Source organism: Sphingomonas sp. NPDC079357 (genome assembly GCF_044901155.1).
Taxonomy (GTDB): Bacteria; Pseudomonadota; Alphaproteobacteria; order Sphingomonadales; family Sphingomonadaceae; genus Sphingomonas.
Genome location: NZ_JBJDOM010000007.1, coordinates 132,573 through 150,400, shown reverse-complemented (window position 1 = coordinate 150,400; position 17,828 = coordinate 132,573). Strand labels below are relative to the sequence as shown.

The window sequence follows — 17,828 nt, the reverse complement described above, 5'->3', positions numbered from 1 at the left end:
CTGCGCGTGTGGATGGCTCCACGCTGCCCCCGCTGCTACCAACATGTGCCATCTCTATCTGGCGCGGATTGTGTCTTTTCTAACTGGCAGGAACATCCTGTTGGCTACCGCCAGCCCGCTTAGCGCGCAGGGACCTGCGCCATTGCCGCCGGTATTGCCGTGGTCGGGTAAAAGCGCAGCTTTGATTGTGAAGGCTGGCGATCCCTGGATCACGCCGGCCGAAGCGTCAGACTTCCGGACGACGCCTCGCTATGCAGAGGTTCGAGCATGGCTCGATCGACTCGACGCCGCATCGCCGATCGTCACCGTGCAGAACTTTGGCCGCACGGCCGAGGGGCGCGACATGATTTATGTCCGCGCCAGCAAGGGCGGTAGCGGTAAGCCGGTCGTCCTCGTGCAGGGCGGCATCCATGCAGGTGAGATCGACGGCAAGGATGCCGGGCTGATGCTTGTCCGTGACATTGCGCTTCGCGGAAAAGACAGCCTGCTCGAAAAGGTCGATCTGGTGTTCGTGCCGATCTATAATATCGACGGGCACGAGCAGATGAGTGCGTACAATTTTCCGCACATTCGCGGTCCGTTAGAGAAGGGGCGTGACGCCAACGCGCGCGACATCGACCTCAATCGGGATTACGCCAAGCTTGATGCGCCAGAATCTAGGGCGATGATCGCCCTGATCCGATCGCTTAATCCAATCCTCTATATCGACTGCCATGTCAGCGAAGGCTTCGACATGCAGTATGACGTGACCTTTACCTATGCCGGATGGGGTAAATATGCGCGCCATCGCGCCACCGCCGACTGGTTGGAAAGCCGCTTTGGTCCCACAGTCGCTGCCGCGCTGACGGACGCAGGTCACAGCCCAATTATCTACCCCAGCCCGATCGATACGCGGCACCCCGACAAGGGTATTCGGTATAGTCCTGAGGGTCCGCGCTACTCCACTGGCTATGGTGATTTTGTCGGCATGCCGACCGTGTTGGTCGAAAATCATATGCTCAAACCTTATCGCCAGCGCGTGCTGGGCACCTACGTATTGCTCGAAGCCGCGCTGAAGATCGCCGCGAAAGATGCCGCACGCATTTTGGTCGCAAGGGCGGCCGATCGTGCAAGCAGACCGACCGAATTGCTTACACGTTGGAAGCCCGCAGCGACCCCGATTGGATGGATTGAGAACTTCAAGGGCATAGCGTTCGACACCTATGTGTCGCCTGCTTCCGGTCGAGAGGAACAGCGCTGGCTAGGCAAGCCCATTACCTTCCGCATGCCTGTTATCGGCCAGACACCTACCGAGAGCGTCCGCCTGCCCAAGGCTTGGTGGGTGCCGCGCGAACAGACCGAGGTTATCGAGCGGCTGAGCCTGCATGGTATCCAATTCGAAACGATCCAAACGTCAAAGGCGCAGAAACTAGATCGTGTTCGGGTGATCAATCCCAAGCTGTCTCAGCCGATTGAGGGGCGCTACCCGATTACTGCTCGTTTCGAACATTACGAGACGGACGAGACAATGCCGAGGGGCAGCGTACGCGTGCCTGCGGATCAACCGCTCGGGCTATTGGCCGCCTCGCTGTTGGAGCCCGAAAGCCAGGACTCTTTTCTGGCCTGGGGCTTTTTTCCGGAAATGCTGGGACCTGCTCCGAGTACGGATGCCTTCGTACTTGCGGCACTTGGCGATCGGCTCCTCGCGACAAATCCTGCGATCAAGCGCCGTTTTGACGCGAAGTTACGGGATGAACCGGGCTTTGCCGCCGATCCCGACGCTCGAATTGCGTGGCTCTACGCACAAGCAGGTCCGGGGCACCCCTATCCCCTGCGCTATCCAATCGCGCGCGAGAAAAACGATGGGTAGATGATTACGGATCGCGACGATGGTTCCGCTACATCGTTCCGGTTTGAGGTCCATGCGGTCGGCAATTGTCATAACGACAAAGGTCGAGCACTTGCCAAAATTCGATCCCAATCGAGACTGTCGCGGGGCCTAACGTACGATTCTGCCGGTCCTCTCACCGGACCCCAGTGCGGACGCGCCCGGCCTATCCAACTTGTGCGGTTGTATCAGGATGAACTCTAGCATATATCATCTTGTATCAACTAGGAGGATATGATGGCGACGCAGGCAGCGAGCGCGGACGTGGCGGACGTCATCCAGCGGCGGATGCAGAATGGCGCTGCGCTGGTGGCACGGTCGCTGTCGCCGGCCCGCCTCAAGGACGTTGCTGGCACCGCCGACTTCACACAGATGCTCGTCGCGATCCTGCGCAACACCCCCGCGGTCGATCCGGACGAACTTAATGTCGCCGAGCAACTCGCCCGAACCGCCGCGTTCAAACGGGATCTCGTGAGGCGCGCCGGCGGGGCGCTTACTGCCGAGCAGGTGCGGGATCTGCTCGGCTATCGCTCGCTCCAGGCGGTGCATAAGGCAGCGGCAAGCCGTCGCCTGCTGGTCGTCGACGACAATGGTCGCAAGCTCTTTCCTGCCTTCCAGTTCGACGGCGGTAGTGCCGCCCCCGGCATGGCCGCAGTGCTTGCAGCGACGCCGACCACCAGTGCCTGGGCGCTGCTTCAATTCATGGTCGAAGGTGACGAGGGGTTGGGCAACGAGCTGCCGATGGAGATGGTCACCGGCAGTCCGGACGTGACAGGGCGTCTCGCCCGTTTCGCCGCGACGCTCGAGGACTGATCCGTGGCACGTCGCGGTCGGCCAGTCACCGACGTGTCGGAAGGCGAGACACTCTACCGCGTCCATGCCGGAGATCGCGAAGCACGCTTCTATGGCAAGCGCGACGCAACCTGGCGTTGGGACGATCCGCAGGGCGATTATGGCGTCCTGTACCTCGGCCTGACCCGGGACGGCCCGTTTGCGGAAACGATGTTGCGACGCCCGGCGCAGAAGGCGGTCGTCTGGGGTGAGATCGCGAAGCGCCGGTTTGCGCGATTTCGGACGGCTGAGCTGCTGCGCCTCGCTGACGTGCATGGCAAGGGGCTTGGCTGGGAAGGCGTGACGGTCGGAGAGGTTGCGGCCGATCACGACGGCAAGACCTATCCAGGCGCTTATGCCATGACACAGGCCATTTCAGCCACCGTGCATGCGACGACGGATCTCGACGGTATCGCCTATCGATCGCGCCTAGATCCCGACCAACTCTGTGTCGCGCTGTTCGAGCGTGCCGACCACAAGGTTGAGTTGATCGAGGAAGGCGAACCGATCGACCGCGATTGGGTCGACGACCTGCTCGACGGGCACGGGAAACATGTCGTTGATTTATGATCTCGATTGGGATCGGGAAACGGGAATGCCCGGGTTTGGTGGGAAGCGGCCCGTCCACTATTCAGAAGGCAGATGGCGTCAGCGGACGTTGCCTGACGCTGCGACCTATACCGCTGCGCCTACTTATCGCGCATCATGCTCTCAACCGGCACTTATATTAGCGTAAAACGGCTTTATTTAGCAGATTTTCGCAATATCAAGATATTTTCTCAGTCTGTTGCTAGCATCGCTAGTCAGTACCACGTCTTGCCTGATTGCTCTCGGCTCTATCTGACCATCCTTAGCAAGCTGATAAAGCCACCTCTGCCCTTCTCGGGTGCTTACATTTACTTGGGCTATCAACTTCGACTCACTCATTTCCTCACCATTTTGCCTCGCTATGAATAGGTGAAGAAGCATGTTCCATGCATACTCGTCGAACAATTTCCCTGGGAAGAGAACATAGCGAGCATATCGATCTGCTAGGAGCTTGATGGCAATTTGCGCCCTATGCTCATCGTCATCCATCAGCACATGATATTGCGCGAGCCTTAAAATAAAAGAGAATATTGCTCTAGTCTTCAATATAATCATTGATCTATATTTACGTGAGATGAAATATCATTCGTAGGTACTAGGTGCTGGAGTGCCGTGCTGAGAGGGGCACTTAGTTCGACTGCGAATAACAAGATCGATCTCATCGAACGGCGCTTATCGGAAGACTCGGTAGCTAGCCTGAATGTCTAGGTTGGGCGTTAGCGGCCATTGCGCCGGACGACCGCGGCGGAGGATACCTCCGCCTCGATGTCCGACTTTGGTGGTCAGCCGACATGCCGTACCTGGCGCACTGAGGTGAGAGCCGACCCCAATTCAATATGACGAACCTCTCGTCATGGCTTCAATAATCCAGCCGATAGACAGTATCATGCCGGATCCAAACGTTACAAAAATCCAGTTGCGGCGACGCACATCCCGATATGTTTGAGCCAAGCAGTAGGCCAACATAAAGAGCAGTAGTAAAACAACGAGAAGGTACATTGTCCATCCTTGTTCGCTTGTTGAGCATCGCGAGCGCTATAATTATTTAGGGATAGGCCGCGTGTGAGCCCAGCAATTATCAAAGTTGGAAAGGGTGGTGTTAATCCAAGCTGCTAGTGGAGTTCCTACGTTAGATCGGAGTTCGAGTTCACCATTGTTTTGGCTCCCATACCCAGCAAGAAATTTGACTGAGTAGCTCGTTCCATCCAGCACGACTTCTTCCGGGTCGCTCGGTAATCGCACCGCCGAAAACGGTAAGTCTCGCAGCCTTAGAGCGGCAGTGCGGGCTTCCTTGCATCTCTCTGTCGAAGTCCACTTGACCGTGAGAGTGTCATCAGCTGCTCGAGAGGTAAGGCGAAGGTCAAACTCAAGATCGCTCGAAGAGGTCTTGTTAAATAGAAAGTCTACGATCTCAGAAGAACGGGTAAGCGCCGGACGTCGAGAGATACTAACCCAGCTATCGGATGGGAGCATCGAAGGTGATAGGCCTTGGAGGATTACAAAAGCAAGCAAACGCGCCTCCATCTTCGATTGTTGAAAGTTCGATCAACCCCGCAGCATAACATGCTGAGCCAACATTCGCGAAGCCTACCAACGGAGCCAATGGGCAGCAGCCAGAAGCACGCGCAGGCGGGTAGAAGGCTCTCGGGACAGTGCACATTAATGGCTAATCTCGAAAATGGCTATCCTCGAAACCGGATTACGCCCTTAATCTCGACATGACTCTTGCCCATCATCGATACGTTTGATGGCGTTGGACATATGCGTTCCGCAGCGATGACGACGACGGCAGCGCCCAGCGACTGCAACTCGTGCGACACATTCCTCAGCGCCGCGAAAGCAAGGTTCCAATTCACTGGTTGTTTGGCAGGTCGGAAGCACAAGATAAATGCAGATAAGTTCGGTCCGTGCCAGGATTGGATCGCGTTCTGCGCCACTCCGACGTCTTTCAATGCGCCTTGTTCATCAACGCTGCCAAGATACGGTCCAGGTAGCGGATCATACGTAGGCTCGACTGGCGGAGGTATTGCGCGGCTATCTTGAGGCTCGATGCGGCGAGCTTCAGCACTGGAGCCGTTCAAGCTAAACCAGGCAGCAGCAATGAGGGTCATGTGCATTTGAGGTCGCGCCATCGAGCAAAGATAGATGAAGTATGCAGGGCTGCAAATGGGCGATAGCGCATATGTGGTGCTGGGAGAGCGGTGGAAGCTCCGCTGCCTTTCGCAAGGCCCCGGCTTTTCCCCTCGCCGGGTCTTACCCACGGCCCGGCTGAGAGAACGACCGGCTGAGGTCCCTGCCGGCATGTCTGCAATTGGGCGATTTCAGACGTCGCACCGGATGACCGCGGCGGAGGATACCTCCGCCTCGGTTCACTCAATAGCCTCGCTGATTGAGCGGCTTAAGCAAAATGCAAAACTGAACCGCGCCGGGTTTGCCGGAGGCCGTTGGATGTGAGTCACGCTGCCATATCGACGATGTTTGCGGCAGCATAGTATTGCTCTTCGGCTTCGGCAGGCGGGACGTTGCCGATGGGTTCGAGCAGCCGGCGATAGTTGAACCAATCCACCCATTCGAGGGTGGCGTACTCGACCGCCTCGAAGTTGCGCCAAGGGCCGCGGCGGTGGATCACCTCGGCCTTGTAGAGGCCGTTGATGGTTTCCGCCAAAGCGTTGTCATAGCTGTCGCCGACGCCGCCGACTGACGGCTCGATGCCCGCTTCGGCCAGGCGCTCGATGTACTTGATGGACACGTACTGGCTGCCGCGGTCGGAATGGTGGACGAGGCCGCCACCCCGCATCGGCCGTCGATCATGTAGCGCCTGCTCGAGTGCATCCAGGACGAAGCCGGCATGTGCGCTCCGGCTGGCGCGCCAGCCAACGATCCGGCGAGCGTAGGTGTCGATGACGAACGCCACGTAGACGAACCCCGCCCAGGTCGCGACGTAGGTGAAGTCCGACACCCACAACATGTTCGGTGCTGGCGCGCGGAACTGCCGGTTCACCCGGTCGAGCGGGCATAGGGCCGTCCTGTCGCTGACAGTGGTGCGCACCGGCTTGCCGCGTATCACGCCGGCCAGACCCATCGCCCGCATCAGGCGGGCAACAGTGCAGCGAGCGACGTCGAACCCTTCGCGTCGCAGTTGCCGCCAGACCTTGCGCACGCCATAGACGCGGAAGTTCTCCTCGAACACGCGGCGCACCTCCGGTCCGAGCGCATCGTCACGCCGAACCCGAGCCGACCGTCTGGTCGGCTCAATCCTCCTGGCTGCATGAGCATGATAGGTGGACGGGGCGATCGGCAGAACCCGGCAGATCGGCTCGACCCCGTACACCTTGCGATGCGCGTCGATGAACGACACCATCACCTCGCTCGGCGGTCGAGCTCCGCCATCGCAAAATACGCCGACGCCTTACGCAGGATCTCGTTAGCCTGGCGCAGCTCGCGGTTCTCGCGTTCCAGCGCCTTCATCCGATCAGCAACATCGCTCGGCACCCCGGCGCGCGTGCCGCTGTCAACCTCGGCCTTCTTCACCCACTCGTACAGCGTCTGCCCCGCACACCCGATTTTTGCCGCGATCGATACTACCGCGGACCAACGCGATGGGTGATCCTTTTCATTGCCGCCCATGCTGCGGCGATGGCGTCGCATCCCTTGCGCTGTGCGGTCGTGCACAAGGTCATGTGCGGTACGCGCGTTTTGATCGCATCGAGCCGGTCCCAATGCCGGCAACAGAACGTGGATCGCGCTTGAACGGCGCCGGGCCGAGAAGGAGGCCAAGGAAACCGCCGCGTTCCTGAGCAGCGTGCTTGCCGCCTCGACCGACTGCATCAAGGTGGTCGAGCTGGACGGCAGCGACGGCCCTGATAAGGCATATTATGTAAGCGGGTCTTGCGACGAGGGAGGCCGATCGGACGCGCCGCGCGTTGTTATCGAAAATAGCTGACAATCAACCAAAAAACCACACATGGAGGATGGACGAGGATGACCGACGTGACCTCGCATCCAGCGGGCGAACATCATCTCGTGCATCGCACCGGCTGGCTGCGCGCGGCGGTGTTGGGCGCTAACGACGGCATCATCTCCGTGTCCAGCCTGATCGTCGGCGTCGCCGCTGCGCCGGGCGCAACCGCAGCCAATGTCCTGATCGCGGGAGTCGCGGCGTTGGTGGGCGGGGCACTGTCGATGGCCGCGGGCGAATACGTGTCGGTGAGTTCGCAAGCCGATACCGAAAGCGCCGATCTGGCCCGCGAGGCGGCGGAGCTGGCCCGCGCGCCGTTGGCGGAAACGCGCGAACTGGCCGCTATCTACGTCGACCGGGGCGTTGCCCCGCCGCTCGCGCTGCTGGTGGCGGAGCAGATGATGGCGCATGACGCGCTCGGCGCGCATCGTCGCGACGAATTGGGGCTTGCCGATGACGGCGGCTCGCGACCGGTACAGGCGGCAATGTTTTCGGCGATCGCCTTCTCCGCCGGCGCCATCCTGCCGGTCGTCGCCGCGCTCGCGCCGCGTGCCTGGGTGCTCTACACCGTGCCCGCGACGACGCTGGTGCTGCTGGCGCTGCTTGGTGCGCTCGGGGCCAAGGCGGGCGGCGCGCCGATGGGGCGCGGGATGCTGCGGGTCATCGTGCTCGGCGCGATGGCGATGGGCGTGACCGCGCTGATCGGTACGCTGACCGGGACGGTAATCTGAGCCACACAGGTTCGAGCGGATCGTGATCTGCGCGCTCAGTCCGCGCCGAACGCCGCTACCGCCATATCGACAAAGGCGCGCAGTCCGGCGGTGAGGTTCCGGACCGGGAGGCGGACCAGCGTGAGCGGGCGCGACACTGGGGCATGGTCCGCCAGCACGTGGACTAGACGCCCCGCCGCCAGAGCCGCAGCGCGCGCCACGCAGGATTGCAGGACGATGTCATAGCCCGGGATGGCGACCTGCCGATACCGCGCCACGACGGCGGCAAGCGGACGATCTGCTCGCCGTCCGGGCCGACCGGCGTCCGATCCTCGGCGCGGCATTGCACGAAGCCGATCAGCCGGTGCCCGCCCGGCGCGGCGGCGGTGAGGCTGCCCCTATCGATGGCGGAGACGAAGATGGGCATGCTGGTCGAGCACACCGCTTGGCCCTCATCTGCGACAGTTCATGCGCTGGGCTCCGCTCGCAGCATGCGAGAGGAGGCGCGCGTGAACGGGGCGCATGTCGTTTATGGCTATGACGATCGCGTGGCGCAGACGCGCGCCGCGCTGCGTCCCCGGCGGGCCGGGTCGTGATCTTCGGCAAGACGGGCTGCGCACCGCCGGCGATCGCTCCGCTGGCGTTGATGGAAGACTCCAAGCGCGTCACCGGTGGCGACCTGTGAACCTATCTGAACGGCGCGGAAGGCCGCCAGAGCCGCGCCGGCGCGATCACGACCCCGCGCCTCACGACCTTCCCGCTGCACGACGGGGCGGCGAAGCATCGGATGCGGGAGGATGCAATTGTGCGAGCAAGGTCGTGTTCTTCCCGTAGCGCCCCGGACTACAGGACGCGGTCAGCCTCAGCGGCGCACGTAGAAGAGGTGGGTGTCGACCCTGGCCACCTTGGTCATCGTGTCGCGCCAGTATGGGACCATCCAGTCGGCATGATAATGCGTCGCCCGGCCGACGTCGGCAAAGACGCGGCCCGCGAGCGCGCCTCGTGCCGCGCGGCGCGCCGCCGACCAACCGACATGCCGGGTGCGCCGCTCGACCGAGCCATCGCAGGTGAAGGAGAATTGGCAGCCCGTCATCCGCTCGAACCCCTGATAGACGACGCCACAGATCGTGCGCGGGAAGCCGGGGGCACGTGCGCGATTCAGAACGACCTGGATGACCGCGCGCTGCCCGCGCGGATCGTCACCCGCTTCGTACAGAGCGGCGGTGGCGAGGCAATCGACCGCCTGCGCCCGCGCGGCCGGCCCGCCGCGAAAGCGGAACGGGGCCGCGCGCCGCCGCGCGCTGGCGACGATCGGCACCGCCGCATTCGAGGTGCGCGCCTCCGCCATCGTCATCCGCCGCGCCCGCGCCGGTTCCGGCACGACCGCGCCGTTGTCCAGCAAACCCGCCACGATGATGAGGGCGGCCACGACGAAGATCAGCAGCAGCCATCGCTCCGCCGCCGCATCGCGCCCTGCTGCGCGCCTCTTCACGTTACGGGTGGTGCGCCGGGCTGCCATCACCGGTCTCACTAGCGCAGCCAGCGTTCCGACGCAGCAGGACAGCGCTCCCGCAACGCCGACTCGTCGCTATCCCCCTGCCCTCAACCAATGCGCCCCGCCGCCGTCAGGTCAGGGGGTGGTCCGTCGCATGGCTTATAAAAAAACAAAACAATTCAAAGTCTCATTGAATTCACTATGTGATGTACATACTCACTTATTGACACTATATTGCTCACGGTTCTACGTCGTCCCTGTCGGTAGCCGATGATCATCTGGCGGCGCGGAGAGGTCATAGTCTTCAGCCTCGTCGCGGGTGAACGATCAGACGCATCGATCAACAGCAAAAGCAGGAGGTCGCCGCTGCGATCGGGCGTGCGCGCGCATGGCCAGCGTGGTGTCGGCATCATTCGGAGGGGATGATCTGATGGACGATACGTGCAACGTCGTAACCGCTTGCGATGCAGCGATCAGGCCGGTGGGGCGCGCCGCGCGCCTCACGGGTCGATCGAGCATGGCAGTGCTCGCCGCGGCGCTTGCGATGGCGACGCCCGCCCTGGCGCAGGAGGTCGCCCCGACACCGGGCCCCGCGCAACCGAGCAGCAACCGGCCGGCCGACACGACTCCGCTTGCCGATCAGCCGTCAACCGATCAAAACACGCTCGCCGACATCATCGTCACCGCGAACAAGCGCGCCGAGCCGGTGCAGAAGGTGGCGCAGACGGTCAATGTCGTCAGCGCCGCGACGCTCCAGAATCTGCATGTCCAGAATACGGTGGAACTGAGCCAGGTCGTCGGCGGTCTGTCGCTGACCGTCACCAGCCCGTCGGAGCAATCGATCTCGTTGCGCGGCATCAAGGAGCCGAGCGGCGGTGGTCCGTCGACCTATACGGTCGAGACGTATCTGAACGAAGTGCCGATCACGGTCTTCGACTCCTTCGCCGCCACGCTCGACATCGCGCAAATCGAAGTCCTCAAGGGGCCGCAGGGCACGCTGCGCGGTCGGCCGTCGCCATCGGGCGCGATCACCATCGCAACCGAAAAGGGCAGCTTGACCGACTACAGCGGCTATGCCGAAGCGACTGTCAGCGACCATGTCGGCCGGCGCTTCGAGGCCGCGCTGGGCGGGCCGATCAGCGAGACGCTGGCATTCCGCGTCGCAGGGGTGCACGACTATAACGCGCTCACCGAAGTGCGGAACATCAACAACGGCAAGCGCAACTACCAGGACACGACCGTGTTGCGCGGCACGCTCGACTGGCGCCCGACCGACCGGCTGTCGTTCGACGTGATGGGGCAATATACCAAGCAGACCGGCGATTTCTATCGCCAGATCACCGGCCGCGCGCCCTGCGCCGGTGACGAGGGGGGCGCGATCAAGGTCGGCTCGATCGCATGCGGCCGCACCTTCGACCTGAAGGACAAGATCGCGCTGACCGAAGGCGCCAATCCGTTCCGCTATCGCGGCGCGCTGTTCACCGTGAACGGCCATTACGACATCAGCGATCGCATCGGGCTGGCCTATGTCGGCGGCTACAACGACACCACCTATACGACCAACCTCAATTTCGATTTCGCGGGCGTGGGCGAGGTCAACAATTTCGGCCGCTATCTGCTGATCGACACGCGCCGCAGATCGCTGTCGAATGAATTGCGCCTGCAATCGTCCGGCGGCGGCTTCTACAATTTCACTTATGGTGTGTTCCAGCAGCACACGATCAGCGATCAGGTGCAGAGCCTGCCGCCGCTGTTTTCGAACCAGCGCAACAAGACGGTCACGAACGATTACGGCATCTTCACGACGCAGCGGATCGACTTCACATCTCGCGACAACATCCAGGGCGGGCTCCGCTACAGCAAGGTCGACCTGTTGAACGAGTTGACCGACGTGTCGCGGAGCTATCATGCGGTGACGGGCAATGCGAGTTACCAGCACCAGTTCACGCCCCATGTGATGGCCTATGTCTCTTATGGCACGTCGTTCCGGCCGGGCTCCGGCGGCACCGCCGCTGCGCCGCAGCCGGGTATCCCGGTCAAATTCGGCAATTTCGATGCCGAGAAGTCGCGTTCCATCGAGCTGGGCCTGAAGACGCAATGGTTCGACAAGCGTCTGACCGCCAATCTCGCGCTCTTCGACCAGAAGTTCGACGGCTATATCACGTCGCAGTTCAACGTGGTTTGCACCGCGACCCCCAATCCGAACGGGCTGGGCTACGCCACTTATGACGGAACGGCGGGCGGCGCGCTCTGCTACGGCACGATGACCGGCAACGGCAATGCGGTGAGCCGCGGCGTCGAACTCGAAGTATCGGCCAACGTCACCGACAATTGGAGCGTGGGCGGCATCTACACCTATACGGATGCGCATTTCGCCAACGCCTTGCTGCCCTGCAACGACTATAATGGCGATGGCGTGCTCGACGTCGACGGCATCCCCCGCGTGCAGAAAGGCCAATATGTCAGCGTCTGCACCACCAACGGCGCGCTGGGGTCGCTGCCCAAGGTCAGCTTCACCGCCAACACCAGCTATCGTTTCGAACTGGGCCATGTGCCGGGGTACGTGCGGCTCAACTCGGCGTCGCGCAGCAGCTCCTATTTCCCGCAGACCGGCCGGACCTTCCCCGGCTATACCACGGTCAACGGCTCGATCGGGCTGTTGTCGCCCGACCGGAACTGGGATCTGAGCCTCTGGGCGAAGAACATCTTCAACACCGTCAAGGAAGATACCGACGGCGGCCCCTGGAGCATCTTCGGCGTTCAGTCGGGGCTGCGCATCGGCACCGTAACCAACGATCGCGAGATCGGCCTCAGCCTGCGCCGCACCTTCTAACGGCTGACGAACCGGTCACGACAAGCGAGCGGCAGGCTATCGCACCCGCCGTCTCGCTTGCCGTGACGTGATGAACGCTGAATCATCACGACTAGGGTGACGGCCTCCGCCCGGACGCTTCGCGGCAAGCTTCTCGCGCCCATCGCCGATCGCCTGCCCCGCCGTCTCGCCGCCATACGACAGTAGCAGCACCGCTTTCGCCTGCGCCTCTCGCGCCATAGGTCAGCGCCGAACAAAGACGCCGACGATCGCCAACGGCTTGCCGGTCGGGACCAGCGTGTCGAGCAGCCGCTGCCGCACCGCCGGCAACGCGATCGTGGCGCCATCCCCACCCTTGAAGCCGGGCGCGTTGACCTTCGGTTTTTCGCCTGCCAACCCGGCGGTCAGCCCGACCATCGCGACGATCACGTCGGCGTCAGCTACGCGCCCAGCCGCGGCGGGTGGTGAGTGGAGGCGAGGCGCAACGCGCGCGGCTTGACGGGCTTCTTGCGGATCGGCGGGCGGCACGCGGCGGTCGCGCCGCGATACGGCGCCAATATCCGGCCGCCCTTGGATGCTCCGCACATAGGTCTACTGATCCAAGGGAAAGTCGCAGCGGCGATCGCCGACGCCTCGCGCACGCCGCGCTACACCAGGCTGTTGCCATATCCGATGATGACCGTCGCCCCGACCAGCAACATGATCCCGCCCCATACCGTGGCGCGCACCCCTGCCCGCGTTCCCTTCCATTCGCGAAAGGCGAAGCCCCATAGCGTGCCGAAGATGATGATCGACGCCATGTGCAGCGTCCACGAGGAAAAGCCGAGCCGCCCCATCTGGCTTTCCCCCATCGTATAGAAGAAGAATTGGAAGTACCACAGCGTCCCGCCCAGCCCGGCGAGCAGGTAGTTGCGCGCCAGCGCCGGACGCTCCGCCGTTGCCGCGGCGCGCCCCAGCCACTGCGCGCCCGAGCGGTTGCGCAGGATCAGCACCGCGCACCAAAGAGCATTGGTGACGAGCCCGCCGAACATGACGAGGCACAGCACCGGCAGCCCGGTCCACAGCGGCCCAGTCCCCGCCGCGGCCGACAATGCCCTGACCGGCTCGCCCGCCGCCAGCCCGAAGGCGAAGCATGACGACATGATGCCCGAGAAGATCGCGACGCCGATCCCCTTGCGAAAGTTGAACTCCGCGACCGCTGCGGCCTTTTCCGCTTCGCCCAGCGCCGCATTTTTCCGCGCGCCCGCTACCGCCACGACGATGATCCCGGCGAGTGTCACCGCCAGCCCGAGCAGGATGATCCGCCCGCTGGTCGTGTCGAGCAGCTTGGTGGCGAGATCGCCCGCGACGATCGGCGGGATCAGCGTGCCGAAGACGGTGCACAGCCCCAGCACCACCGCCATCCCCAAGGACAGCCCGAGATAGCGCATCGTCAGCCCATAGGTCAGCCCGCCGAATCCCCAGAGCGCCCCGAACAGGATGCACAGGCCGGCGACCGGCGCGGGGGTATGTGCCAGTACGCCGGTCAGATCGCGCGTCATCACCGCCGCGAACAGCCACGGCGCGACCAGCCAGGAGAACAGCCCGCCGGTCAGCCACAACACTTCCCAGTTCCACCCGCGCACCCCGCGGTACGGCACATAGAAGCTCGCCGACGACAGTCCGCCCAGCCAATGATAGAAGACGCCGATCAGGGGATTGGGCATAAGGTCCTCCGCATTCAGGTGGCGGCGTCGCGCCGGAGGCCGAGCCCCAGACGGTAGAGCCGGTCGGCGTTGCCGCCCCACATCGCGCGCCGTTCGTCGCGCGAGAAAGATGCGGTGGCGTCGGCCAGCACGCCCAGGCAGCGCTCGAATGGCGCGAACAGCGTGTCGGTCGGTGTGTCGCTGGCGATCAGGCAGCGCTCGGGACCGAACAGGTCGATCGCCTCTGCCAGCAGCGGGCGGACGAGCGCATCGCTCCAGTCACGCGCGACAAAGCCGAGGCCGGAAAGCTTGATCGCGACGTGAGGCAGCGCGGCCATCGCACGAAGGCCGGTGCGCCACTCCTCCAATCCGTACGGATCGGCGAGGACCGGCATCCCGAGATGGTTGATGATGACCGGCACATCGACGTGGCGCGCGACCAGCGCCGCCAGCGCCGGCATCTGCCCGGGGTAGCATTGCAGGTCGAACGAGAGGCCGTGGTGCGCCAGTCGTGCGAACCCGGCCTGCCACCCCGCCGACCGCGTCAGGTCGCGCGGCTGATAGCTGCGTCGCGCGTCTGGGTGCCAGTTCACGATCTGGCGGATGCCACGCACGCGCTGATGCGCGGCCTGCGCCGCCAGCATCTGTCCGACGTTCAAATCCTCGAGCGCCGCGAAGGCGACGATCGCGGTCGGAAGCTGCTCGGCATCCGCCACCGCCTCCAGCCAGCGGGTTTCGTCGAGCGCCTGCGCCGGCTCCGCCCCGGCATCGACGTGGACCGCGCCTACCATGTTCCACCGCGCGGCCTGCGCGCGATAATCGGCGACGGTGAAATCGTGCGCGATCGCCGCGACGCTGCCGTTCGGCCCGTTATCGCCGAACGGCGGGGTCAGCCACGGATAGCGGATCCGCTGCAGGTTCCAGAGGTGGATGTGCGCATCCACAAACGGAATGTCGTCCATGCCCCTCCCTCTCCAATGCCGCGCCCGCCCTTGCGGGTCGCGGTTCGCGCCGTGCGTCAATAAGTGGTGCGACCGCCCGACGTATCGAAGGTCGATGCGGTGGTGAAGCTGCATTCCGGCGAGGCCATGAAGCATACCATCGCCGCCGATTCCTCGACCTCGCCGAGCCGTCCCATCGGGATTTTGCCCTTCATGTAATCGACCTGGCTCTGTGGAAGCTGCGCGAGGATCGGGCTCTCGAATGTGGCGGGGGTCAGCGCGTTGACGATCACCCCCCTGCCCGCCACTTCCTTGCCCAGCGATTTGGTGAAGCCGATCACCCCCGCCTTCGACGCCGAATAGGCCGATGCCTGCGGATTGCCTTCCTTGCCGGCCACCGACGAAACGTTGACGATCCGCCCGTAGCCGTTCGCAAGCATGTGCGGCACGATAGCGCGGCAGCAATAGAACAGGCCGTTCAGATTGACGTCGATCACGCGTTGCCAGCTGTCGATCGGGTAACTTTCGACGGCCGCGGTCGCGCCGGTAATCCCAGCCGAGCAGACCAGCACGTCCACCTTGCCGAGCAGCGCGACGCTCTCCTGCGCCGCTGCGGCGACGCGCTCCGCATCGCTGATGTCGAGCGCGCAGGTGCCGGCTGCGCCGATTGCCGCAGCCACTTCGCGCAATGCCTCCGCATCGCGATCCCACAGGCAGACGCGCCCGCCCTCGCGCACGATGCGCGCCGCGACCGCCCGCCCCAGCCCCGACGCACCGCCGGTGACGATCGCGCCTCGACCCTCGAAACGTCCGGCGAAACTGCTCATCCCAGCCTCGCCCGGTCGAAGGCGACGACCCGCTGGCGCTGCGTGCCCAATTTGTCGATCGCCAGTTCCATGACGTCGCCGGGCTTCAGGAAGATCTTCTCGGGCTTCTTGCCCTCGCCCACCCCCGGTGGCGTGCCGGTAATCAGAAGGTCGCCGGGCAGCAAGGTGACGAAGCGGCTGACATAGGCGATCAGCTCGGCCACCCCGAAGATCATCGTGCGCGTATTGCCGGTCTGCATCCGCGCGCCGTTCACGTCGAGCCGCATGTCGAGCGCCTGCGGATCGCCGATCTCGTCGGGCGTCACCAGCCACGGCCCGACCGGGCAGAAGGTGTCATGCCCCTTGCCCTTGGACCATTGCGTGCCGCGCTCCTTCTGGTTGAAGCGTTCCGACACGTCGTTCGCGAGCACATAGCCCGCGACATGATCGAGCGCGTCGGCCGCCGCGACGTAGCGGCAGGTCCGCCCGATCACGACGCCCAGTTCGACTTCCCAGTCGCCGTGGGTCGCACCCTCGGGCAGCATGACATCGTCGTCCGGCCCGGACAGGCTGGTCACCGCCTTCATGAACATCATCGGCTCGGTCGGGATCGGCAGGTTCGATTCAATCGCATGGTCGCGATAATTGAGCCCGATCGCCACGATCTTGCCGACGCCCGCAACCGGCACACCAAAACGCACGCCCTCGGGCGCGGGCGGCAGCGTCTCGGGGTCGACCAGCGTAAGCTGCGCAAGCCGGTCGACGGTAAGGTCGGGCACCTGCGCGGACAGATCGCGCACGCGACCCTGCGCGTCGATGACGCCGGGCTGTTCGGCGCCGACCGCGCCGAAACGACAGAATTTCATCGGCAGGTCCTCAATGGATATAGGGACGGTGAAGCGGCACGTCGGGGTTGAGATCGACCCCGAAGCCGGGACGATCGAGCGCCGTCGCGCGGATGCGGCCGTTGACCGGCACCGGCTCGCCCAGCAATTGCGGCGCGAACATCGGCACTACCTCGGTCGGGCCGGGGTGCATCATCAGGAATTCGGCGAACGGCGAATTGTGGCGCGTCACCACGAAATGATAGCTGTAGACCGACGAGCCGTGCGGAATGACCATCGCGCCGCGCGTGTCGGCGTAATTGGCGATCTTGATCAGTTCTGTGATCCCGCCGCACCAGCCGACGTCGGGCTGGATGATGTCGCAACATTCCATGTCGAGCAGCATCCGGAAGCCCCAGCGCGTCGCCTCATGCTCGCCAGTCGTCACCAGCAGGCCGCGCGGCGCGTTCTTCTTCAACTGCGCATAGCCCCAATAATCGTCGGGGCTCAGCGCTTCCTCGATCCACTTGAGACCACATTCATCCCACGCGCGCTGCGCCAGCCGCGTGGCATAATCCAGGTCGAGGCTCATCCAGCAATCGTACATCAGCCAGAAGTCGTCGCCGCACTTGCCGCGCATGTCTGCGAGCAAGGCGACATTCTTCTCCAGCCCCTCCAGCCCTTCGGCGGGTCCATGGTGAAGCGGCAGCTTGCCGCCGATAAAGCCCAGCTCGCGCGCGATGTCGGGACGTGCGCCGGTCGCGTAGAAGTGCAGTTCGTCGCGCACCGCGCCGCCGAGCAGGTAGTAGACCGGCTCGTCACGCAGCTTGCCCAGCAGATCCCACAGCGCAAGGTCGACGCCGGAAATCGCGTTGATGACCAGTCCCTTGCGGCCGTAAAATTGCGTCGAAAAATACATCTGGTCCCAAATCTTCTCGATCTCGACCGGATCGCGCCCTTCCAAAAACCGCGCGAGATGCTTTTCGACGATATAACAAGCCGGTTCGCCGCCGGTCGTCACCGCGAAGCCGACCGTGCCGTCCTCTGCCTCGATCTCCACGACCAGAGTTCCCAGCACATTGATCCCGAACGAGCGCCGCGACTGGCGATATTCGGGATAACGGCTCATCGGGGTGGCAATATGGTCGTCGATCCAGTGCGCGCCCTGCTGATCGTGATAATCCGCGCCACCGCCCTTCGCAGTGAACGCGCGGACGTGCTTGATCTTCGAAAGCTCCATCGCGCACCCTCCTTGAACGACACCGGTCCGGCGACAGCGTTCCGGATTACTTTGCCATATAGTGAGTTCAT

The 17,828-nt window shown here is 63.4% G+C and carries 16 protein-coding genes, 1 pseudogene and 1 other annotated feature; of the genes and pseudogenes, 6 read left to right on the top strand and 11 right to left on the bottom strand.

Annotated elements, in window-relative coordinates; translation table 11 throughout:
• The first annotated feature begins 43 nt into the window (after positions 1-43).
• From ACI2JO_RS17285 to ACI2JO_RS17275, 3 genes are all read left to right on the top strand, one after another.
• Complete coding sequence (locus tag ACI2JO_RS17285) at positions 44-1,849, top strand: M14 family metallopeptidase (protein WP_404721854.1); 1,806 nt, start codon at positions 44-46, stop codon at positions 1,847-1,849.
• Positions 1,850-2,104: 255 nt separating this feature from the next.
• Positions 2,105-2,680, top strand: coding sequence for a hypothetical protein (locus ACI2JO_RS17280; protein ID WP_404721847.1), 576 nt, complete (start codon positions 2,105-2,107; stop codon positions 2,678-2,680).
• 3 nt (positions 2,681-2,683) lie between these two features.
• Positions 2,684-3,268 (top strand): RES family NAD+ phosphorylase, encoded by a 585-nt coding sequence (locus tag ACI2JO_RS17275; RefSeq protein ID WP_404721846.1) that lies wholly within the window; start codon positions 2,684-2,686, stop codon positions 3,266-3,268.
• Positions 3,269-4,968: 1,700 nt separating this feature from the next.
• Here ACI2JO_RS17275 and ACI2JO_RS17270 read toward each other — a convergent pair.
• The 3 genes and pseudogenes from ACI2JO_RS17270 to ACI2JO_RS17260 form a co-directional block, all read right to left on the bottom strand.
• Entirely contained in the window at positions 4,969-5,403 is a 435-nt protein-coding gene (locus ACI2JO_RS17270) for a hypothetical protein (protein WP_404721845.1), read from the bottom strand.
• Positions 5,404-5,741: 338 nt separating this feature from the next.
• A protein-coding gene (locus ACI2JO_RS17265; protein ID WP_404721853.1) for an IS3 family transposase occupies positions 5,742-6,934 on the bottom strand; the annotation gives its coding sequence in 2 pieces (ribosomal slippage) (positions 5,742-6,679 and positions 6,679-6,934; 1,194 coding nt in all).
• Positions 6,573-6,689 (bottom strand) — a sequence feature (AL1L pseudoknot). (Overlaps the previous gene by 117 nt.)
• A pseudogene (locus ACI2JO_RS17260) lies at positions 6,904-7,005 on the bottom strand (SLOG family protein); the annotation flags it as partial. The pseudogene ACI2JO_RS17260 and the gene ACI2JO_RS17265, both read right to left, overlap by 31 nt.
• Before the next feature lie 262 nt (positions 7,006-7,267).
• On the opposite strand from ACI2JO_RS17260, the gene ACI2JO_RS17255 reads away from it, so the two are divergent.
• Positions 7,268-7,975 (top strand): VIT family protein, encoded by a 708-nt coding sequence (locus tag ACI2JO_RS17255; RefSeq protein ID WP_404721844.1) that lies wholly within the window; start codon positions 7,268-7,270, stop codon positions 7,973-7,975.
• 35 nt (positions 7,976-8,010) lie between these two features.
• On the opposite strand, the gene ACI2JO_RS17250 is transcribed toward ACI2JO_RS17255, so the two are convergent.
• A complete protein-coding gene (locus ACI2JO_RS17250; protein WP_404721843.1) occupies positions 8,011-8,232 on the bottom strand; it encodes a hypothetical protein in 222 nt (73 codons plus the stop codon).
• A gap of 108 nt (positions 8,233-8,340) precedes the next feature.
• Here ACI2JO_RS17250 and ACI2JO_RS17245 point away from each other — a divergent pair, with 108 nt between their 5' ends.
• A complete protein-coding gene (locus ACI2JO_RS17245) occupies positions 8,341-8,550 on the top strand; it encodes a hypothetical protein (RefSeq protein ID WP_404721842.1) in 210 nt (69 codons plus the stop codon).
• A 266-nt stretch (positions 8,551-8,816) separates the two neighbouring features.
• Here ACI2JO_RS17245 and ACI2JO_RS17240 read toward each other — a convergent pair whose 3' ends face one another.
• Positions 8,817-9,473: a cell wall hydrolase gene (locus ACI2JO_RS17240; protein ID WP_404721841.1), complete on the bottom strand. Its 657-nt coding sequence runs from the start codon at positions 9,471-9,473 to the stop codon at positions 8,817-8,819.
• A 493-nt stretch (positions 9,474-9,966) separates the two neighbouring features.
• Between ACI2JO_RS17240 and ACI2JO_RS17235 the strand changes: the two genes are divergently transcribed.
• Positions 9,967-12,282: a TonB-dependent receptor gene (locus ACI2JO_RS17235; RefSeq protein WP_404721840.1), complete on the top strand. Its 2,316-nt coding sequence runs from the start codon at positions 9,967-9,969 to the stop codon at positions 12,280-12,282.
• Between the two features lie 222 nt (positions 12,283-12,504).
• Here ACI2JO_RS17235 and ACI2JO_RS17230 read toward each other — a convergent pair whose 3' ends face one another.
• The 6 genes from ACI2JO_RS17230 to rhmD all read right to left on the bottom strand — a co-directional run bounded on the left by ACI2JO_RS17230 (position 12,505) and on the right by rhmD (position 17,757).
• On the bottom strand, positions 12,505-12,690 hold the full coding sequence (locus ACI2JO_RS17230; RefSeq protein WP_404721839.1) for a hypothetical protein: 186 nt from the start codon (positions 12,688-12,690) through the stop codon (positions 12,505-12,507).
• A 218-nt stretch (positions 12,691-12,908) separates the two neighbouring features.
• Positions 12,909-13,967: an L-rhamnose/proton symporter RhaT gene (rhaT, locus tag ACI2JO_RS17225; RefSeq protein ID WP_404721838.1), complete on the bottom strand. Its 1,059-nt coding sequence runs from the start codon at positions 13,965-13,967 to the stop codon at positions 12,909-12,911.
• A gap of 14 nt (positions 13,968-13,981) precedes the next feature.
• Complete coding sequence (locus ACI2JO_RS17220) at positions 13,982-14,908, bottom strand: amidohydrolase family protein (protein ID WP_404721837.1); 927 nt, start codon at positions 14,906-14,908, stop codon at positions 13,982-13,984.
• 56 nt (positions 14,909-14,964) lie between these two features.
• Positions 14,965-15,714 (bottom strand): SDR family NAD(P)-dependent oxidoreductase, encoded by a 750-nt coding sequence (locus ACI2JO_RS17215; RefSeq protein ID WP_404721836.1) that lies wholly within the window; start codon positions 15,712-15,714, stop codon positions 14,965-14,967.
• Positions 15,711-16,559 carry a fumarylacetoacetate hydrolase family protein gene (locus tag ACI2JO_RS17210; RefSeq protein ID WP_404721835.1) on the bottom strand — a complete coding sequence of 283 codons (849 nt, stop codon included), beginning with the start codon at positions 16,557-16,559 and terminating at the stop codon, positions 15,711-15,713. Before ACI2JO_RS17210 ends, ACI2JO_RS17215 begins: the two co-directional genes overlap by 4 nt.
• Positions 16,560-16,569: 10 nt before the next feature.
• Positions 16,570-17,757 carry an L-rhamnonate dehydratase gene (rhmD, locus tag ACI2JO_RS17205; RefSeq protein ID WP_404721834.1) on the bottom strand — a complete coding sequence of 396 codons (1,188 nt, stop codon included), beginning with the start codon at positions 17,755-17,757 and terminating at the stop codon, positions 16,570-16,572.
• Between the last annotated feature and the right edge of the window lie 71 nt (positions 17,758-17,828).

What these genes read in the sequence shown, in the direction of transcription:
- ACI2JO_RS17285 (WP_404721854.1), top strand. Translation starts at nt 44, where the DNA reads ATGTGCCATCTCTATCTGGCGCGGATTGTGTCTTTTCTAACTGGCAGG.
- ACI2JO_RS17280 (WP_404721847.1), top strand. Translation starts at nt 2,105, where the DNA reads ATGGCGACGCAGGCAGCGAGCGCGGACGTGGCGGACGTCATCCAGCGG.
- ACI2JO_RS17270 (WP_404721845.1), bottom strand. Translation starts at nt 5,403, where the DNA reads ATGCACATGACCCTCATTGCTGCTGCCTGGTTTAGCTTGAACGGCTCC.
- ACI2JO_RS17255 (WP_404721844.1), top strand. Translation starts at nt 7,268, where the DNA reads ATGACCGACGTGACCTCGCATCCAGCGGGCGAACATCATCTCGTGCAT.
- ACI2JO_RS17240 (WP_404721841.1), bottom strand. Translation starts at nt 9,473, where the DNA reads ATGGCAGCCCGGCGCACCACCCGTAACGTGAAGAGGCGCGCAGCAGGG.
- ACI2JO_RS17235 (WP_404721840.1), top strand. Translation starts at nt 9,967, where the DNA reads ATGGCAGTGCTCGCCGCGGCGCTTGCGATGGCGACGCCCGCCCTGGCG.
- rhaT (WP_404721838.1), bottom strand. Translation starts at nt 13,967, where the DNA reads ATGCCCAATCCCCTGATCGGCGTCTTCTATCATTGGCTGGGCGGACTG.
- ACI2JO_RS17220 (WP_404721837.1), bottom strand. Translation starts at nt 14,908, where the DNA reads ATGGACGACATTCCGTTTGTGGATGCGCACATCCACCTCTGGAACCTG.
- ACI2JO_RS17215 (WP_404721836.1), bottom strand. Translation starts at nt 15,714, where the DNA reads ATGAGCAGTTTCGCCGGACGTTTCGAGGGTCGAGGCGCGATCGTCACC.
- ACI2JO_RS17210 (WP_404721835.1), bottom strand. Translation starts at nt 16,559, where the DNA reads ATGAAATTCTGTCGTTTCGGCGCGGTCGGCGCCGAACAGCCCGGCGTC.
- rhmD (WP_404721834.1), bottom strand. Translation starts at nt 17,757, where the DNA reads ATGGAGCTTTCGAAGATCAAGCACGTCCGCGCGTTCACTGCGAAGGGC.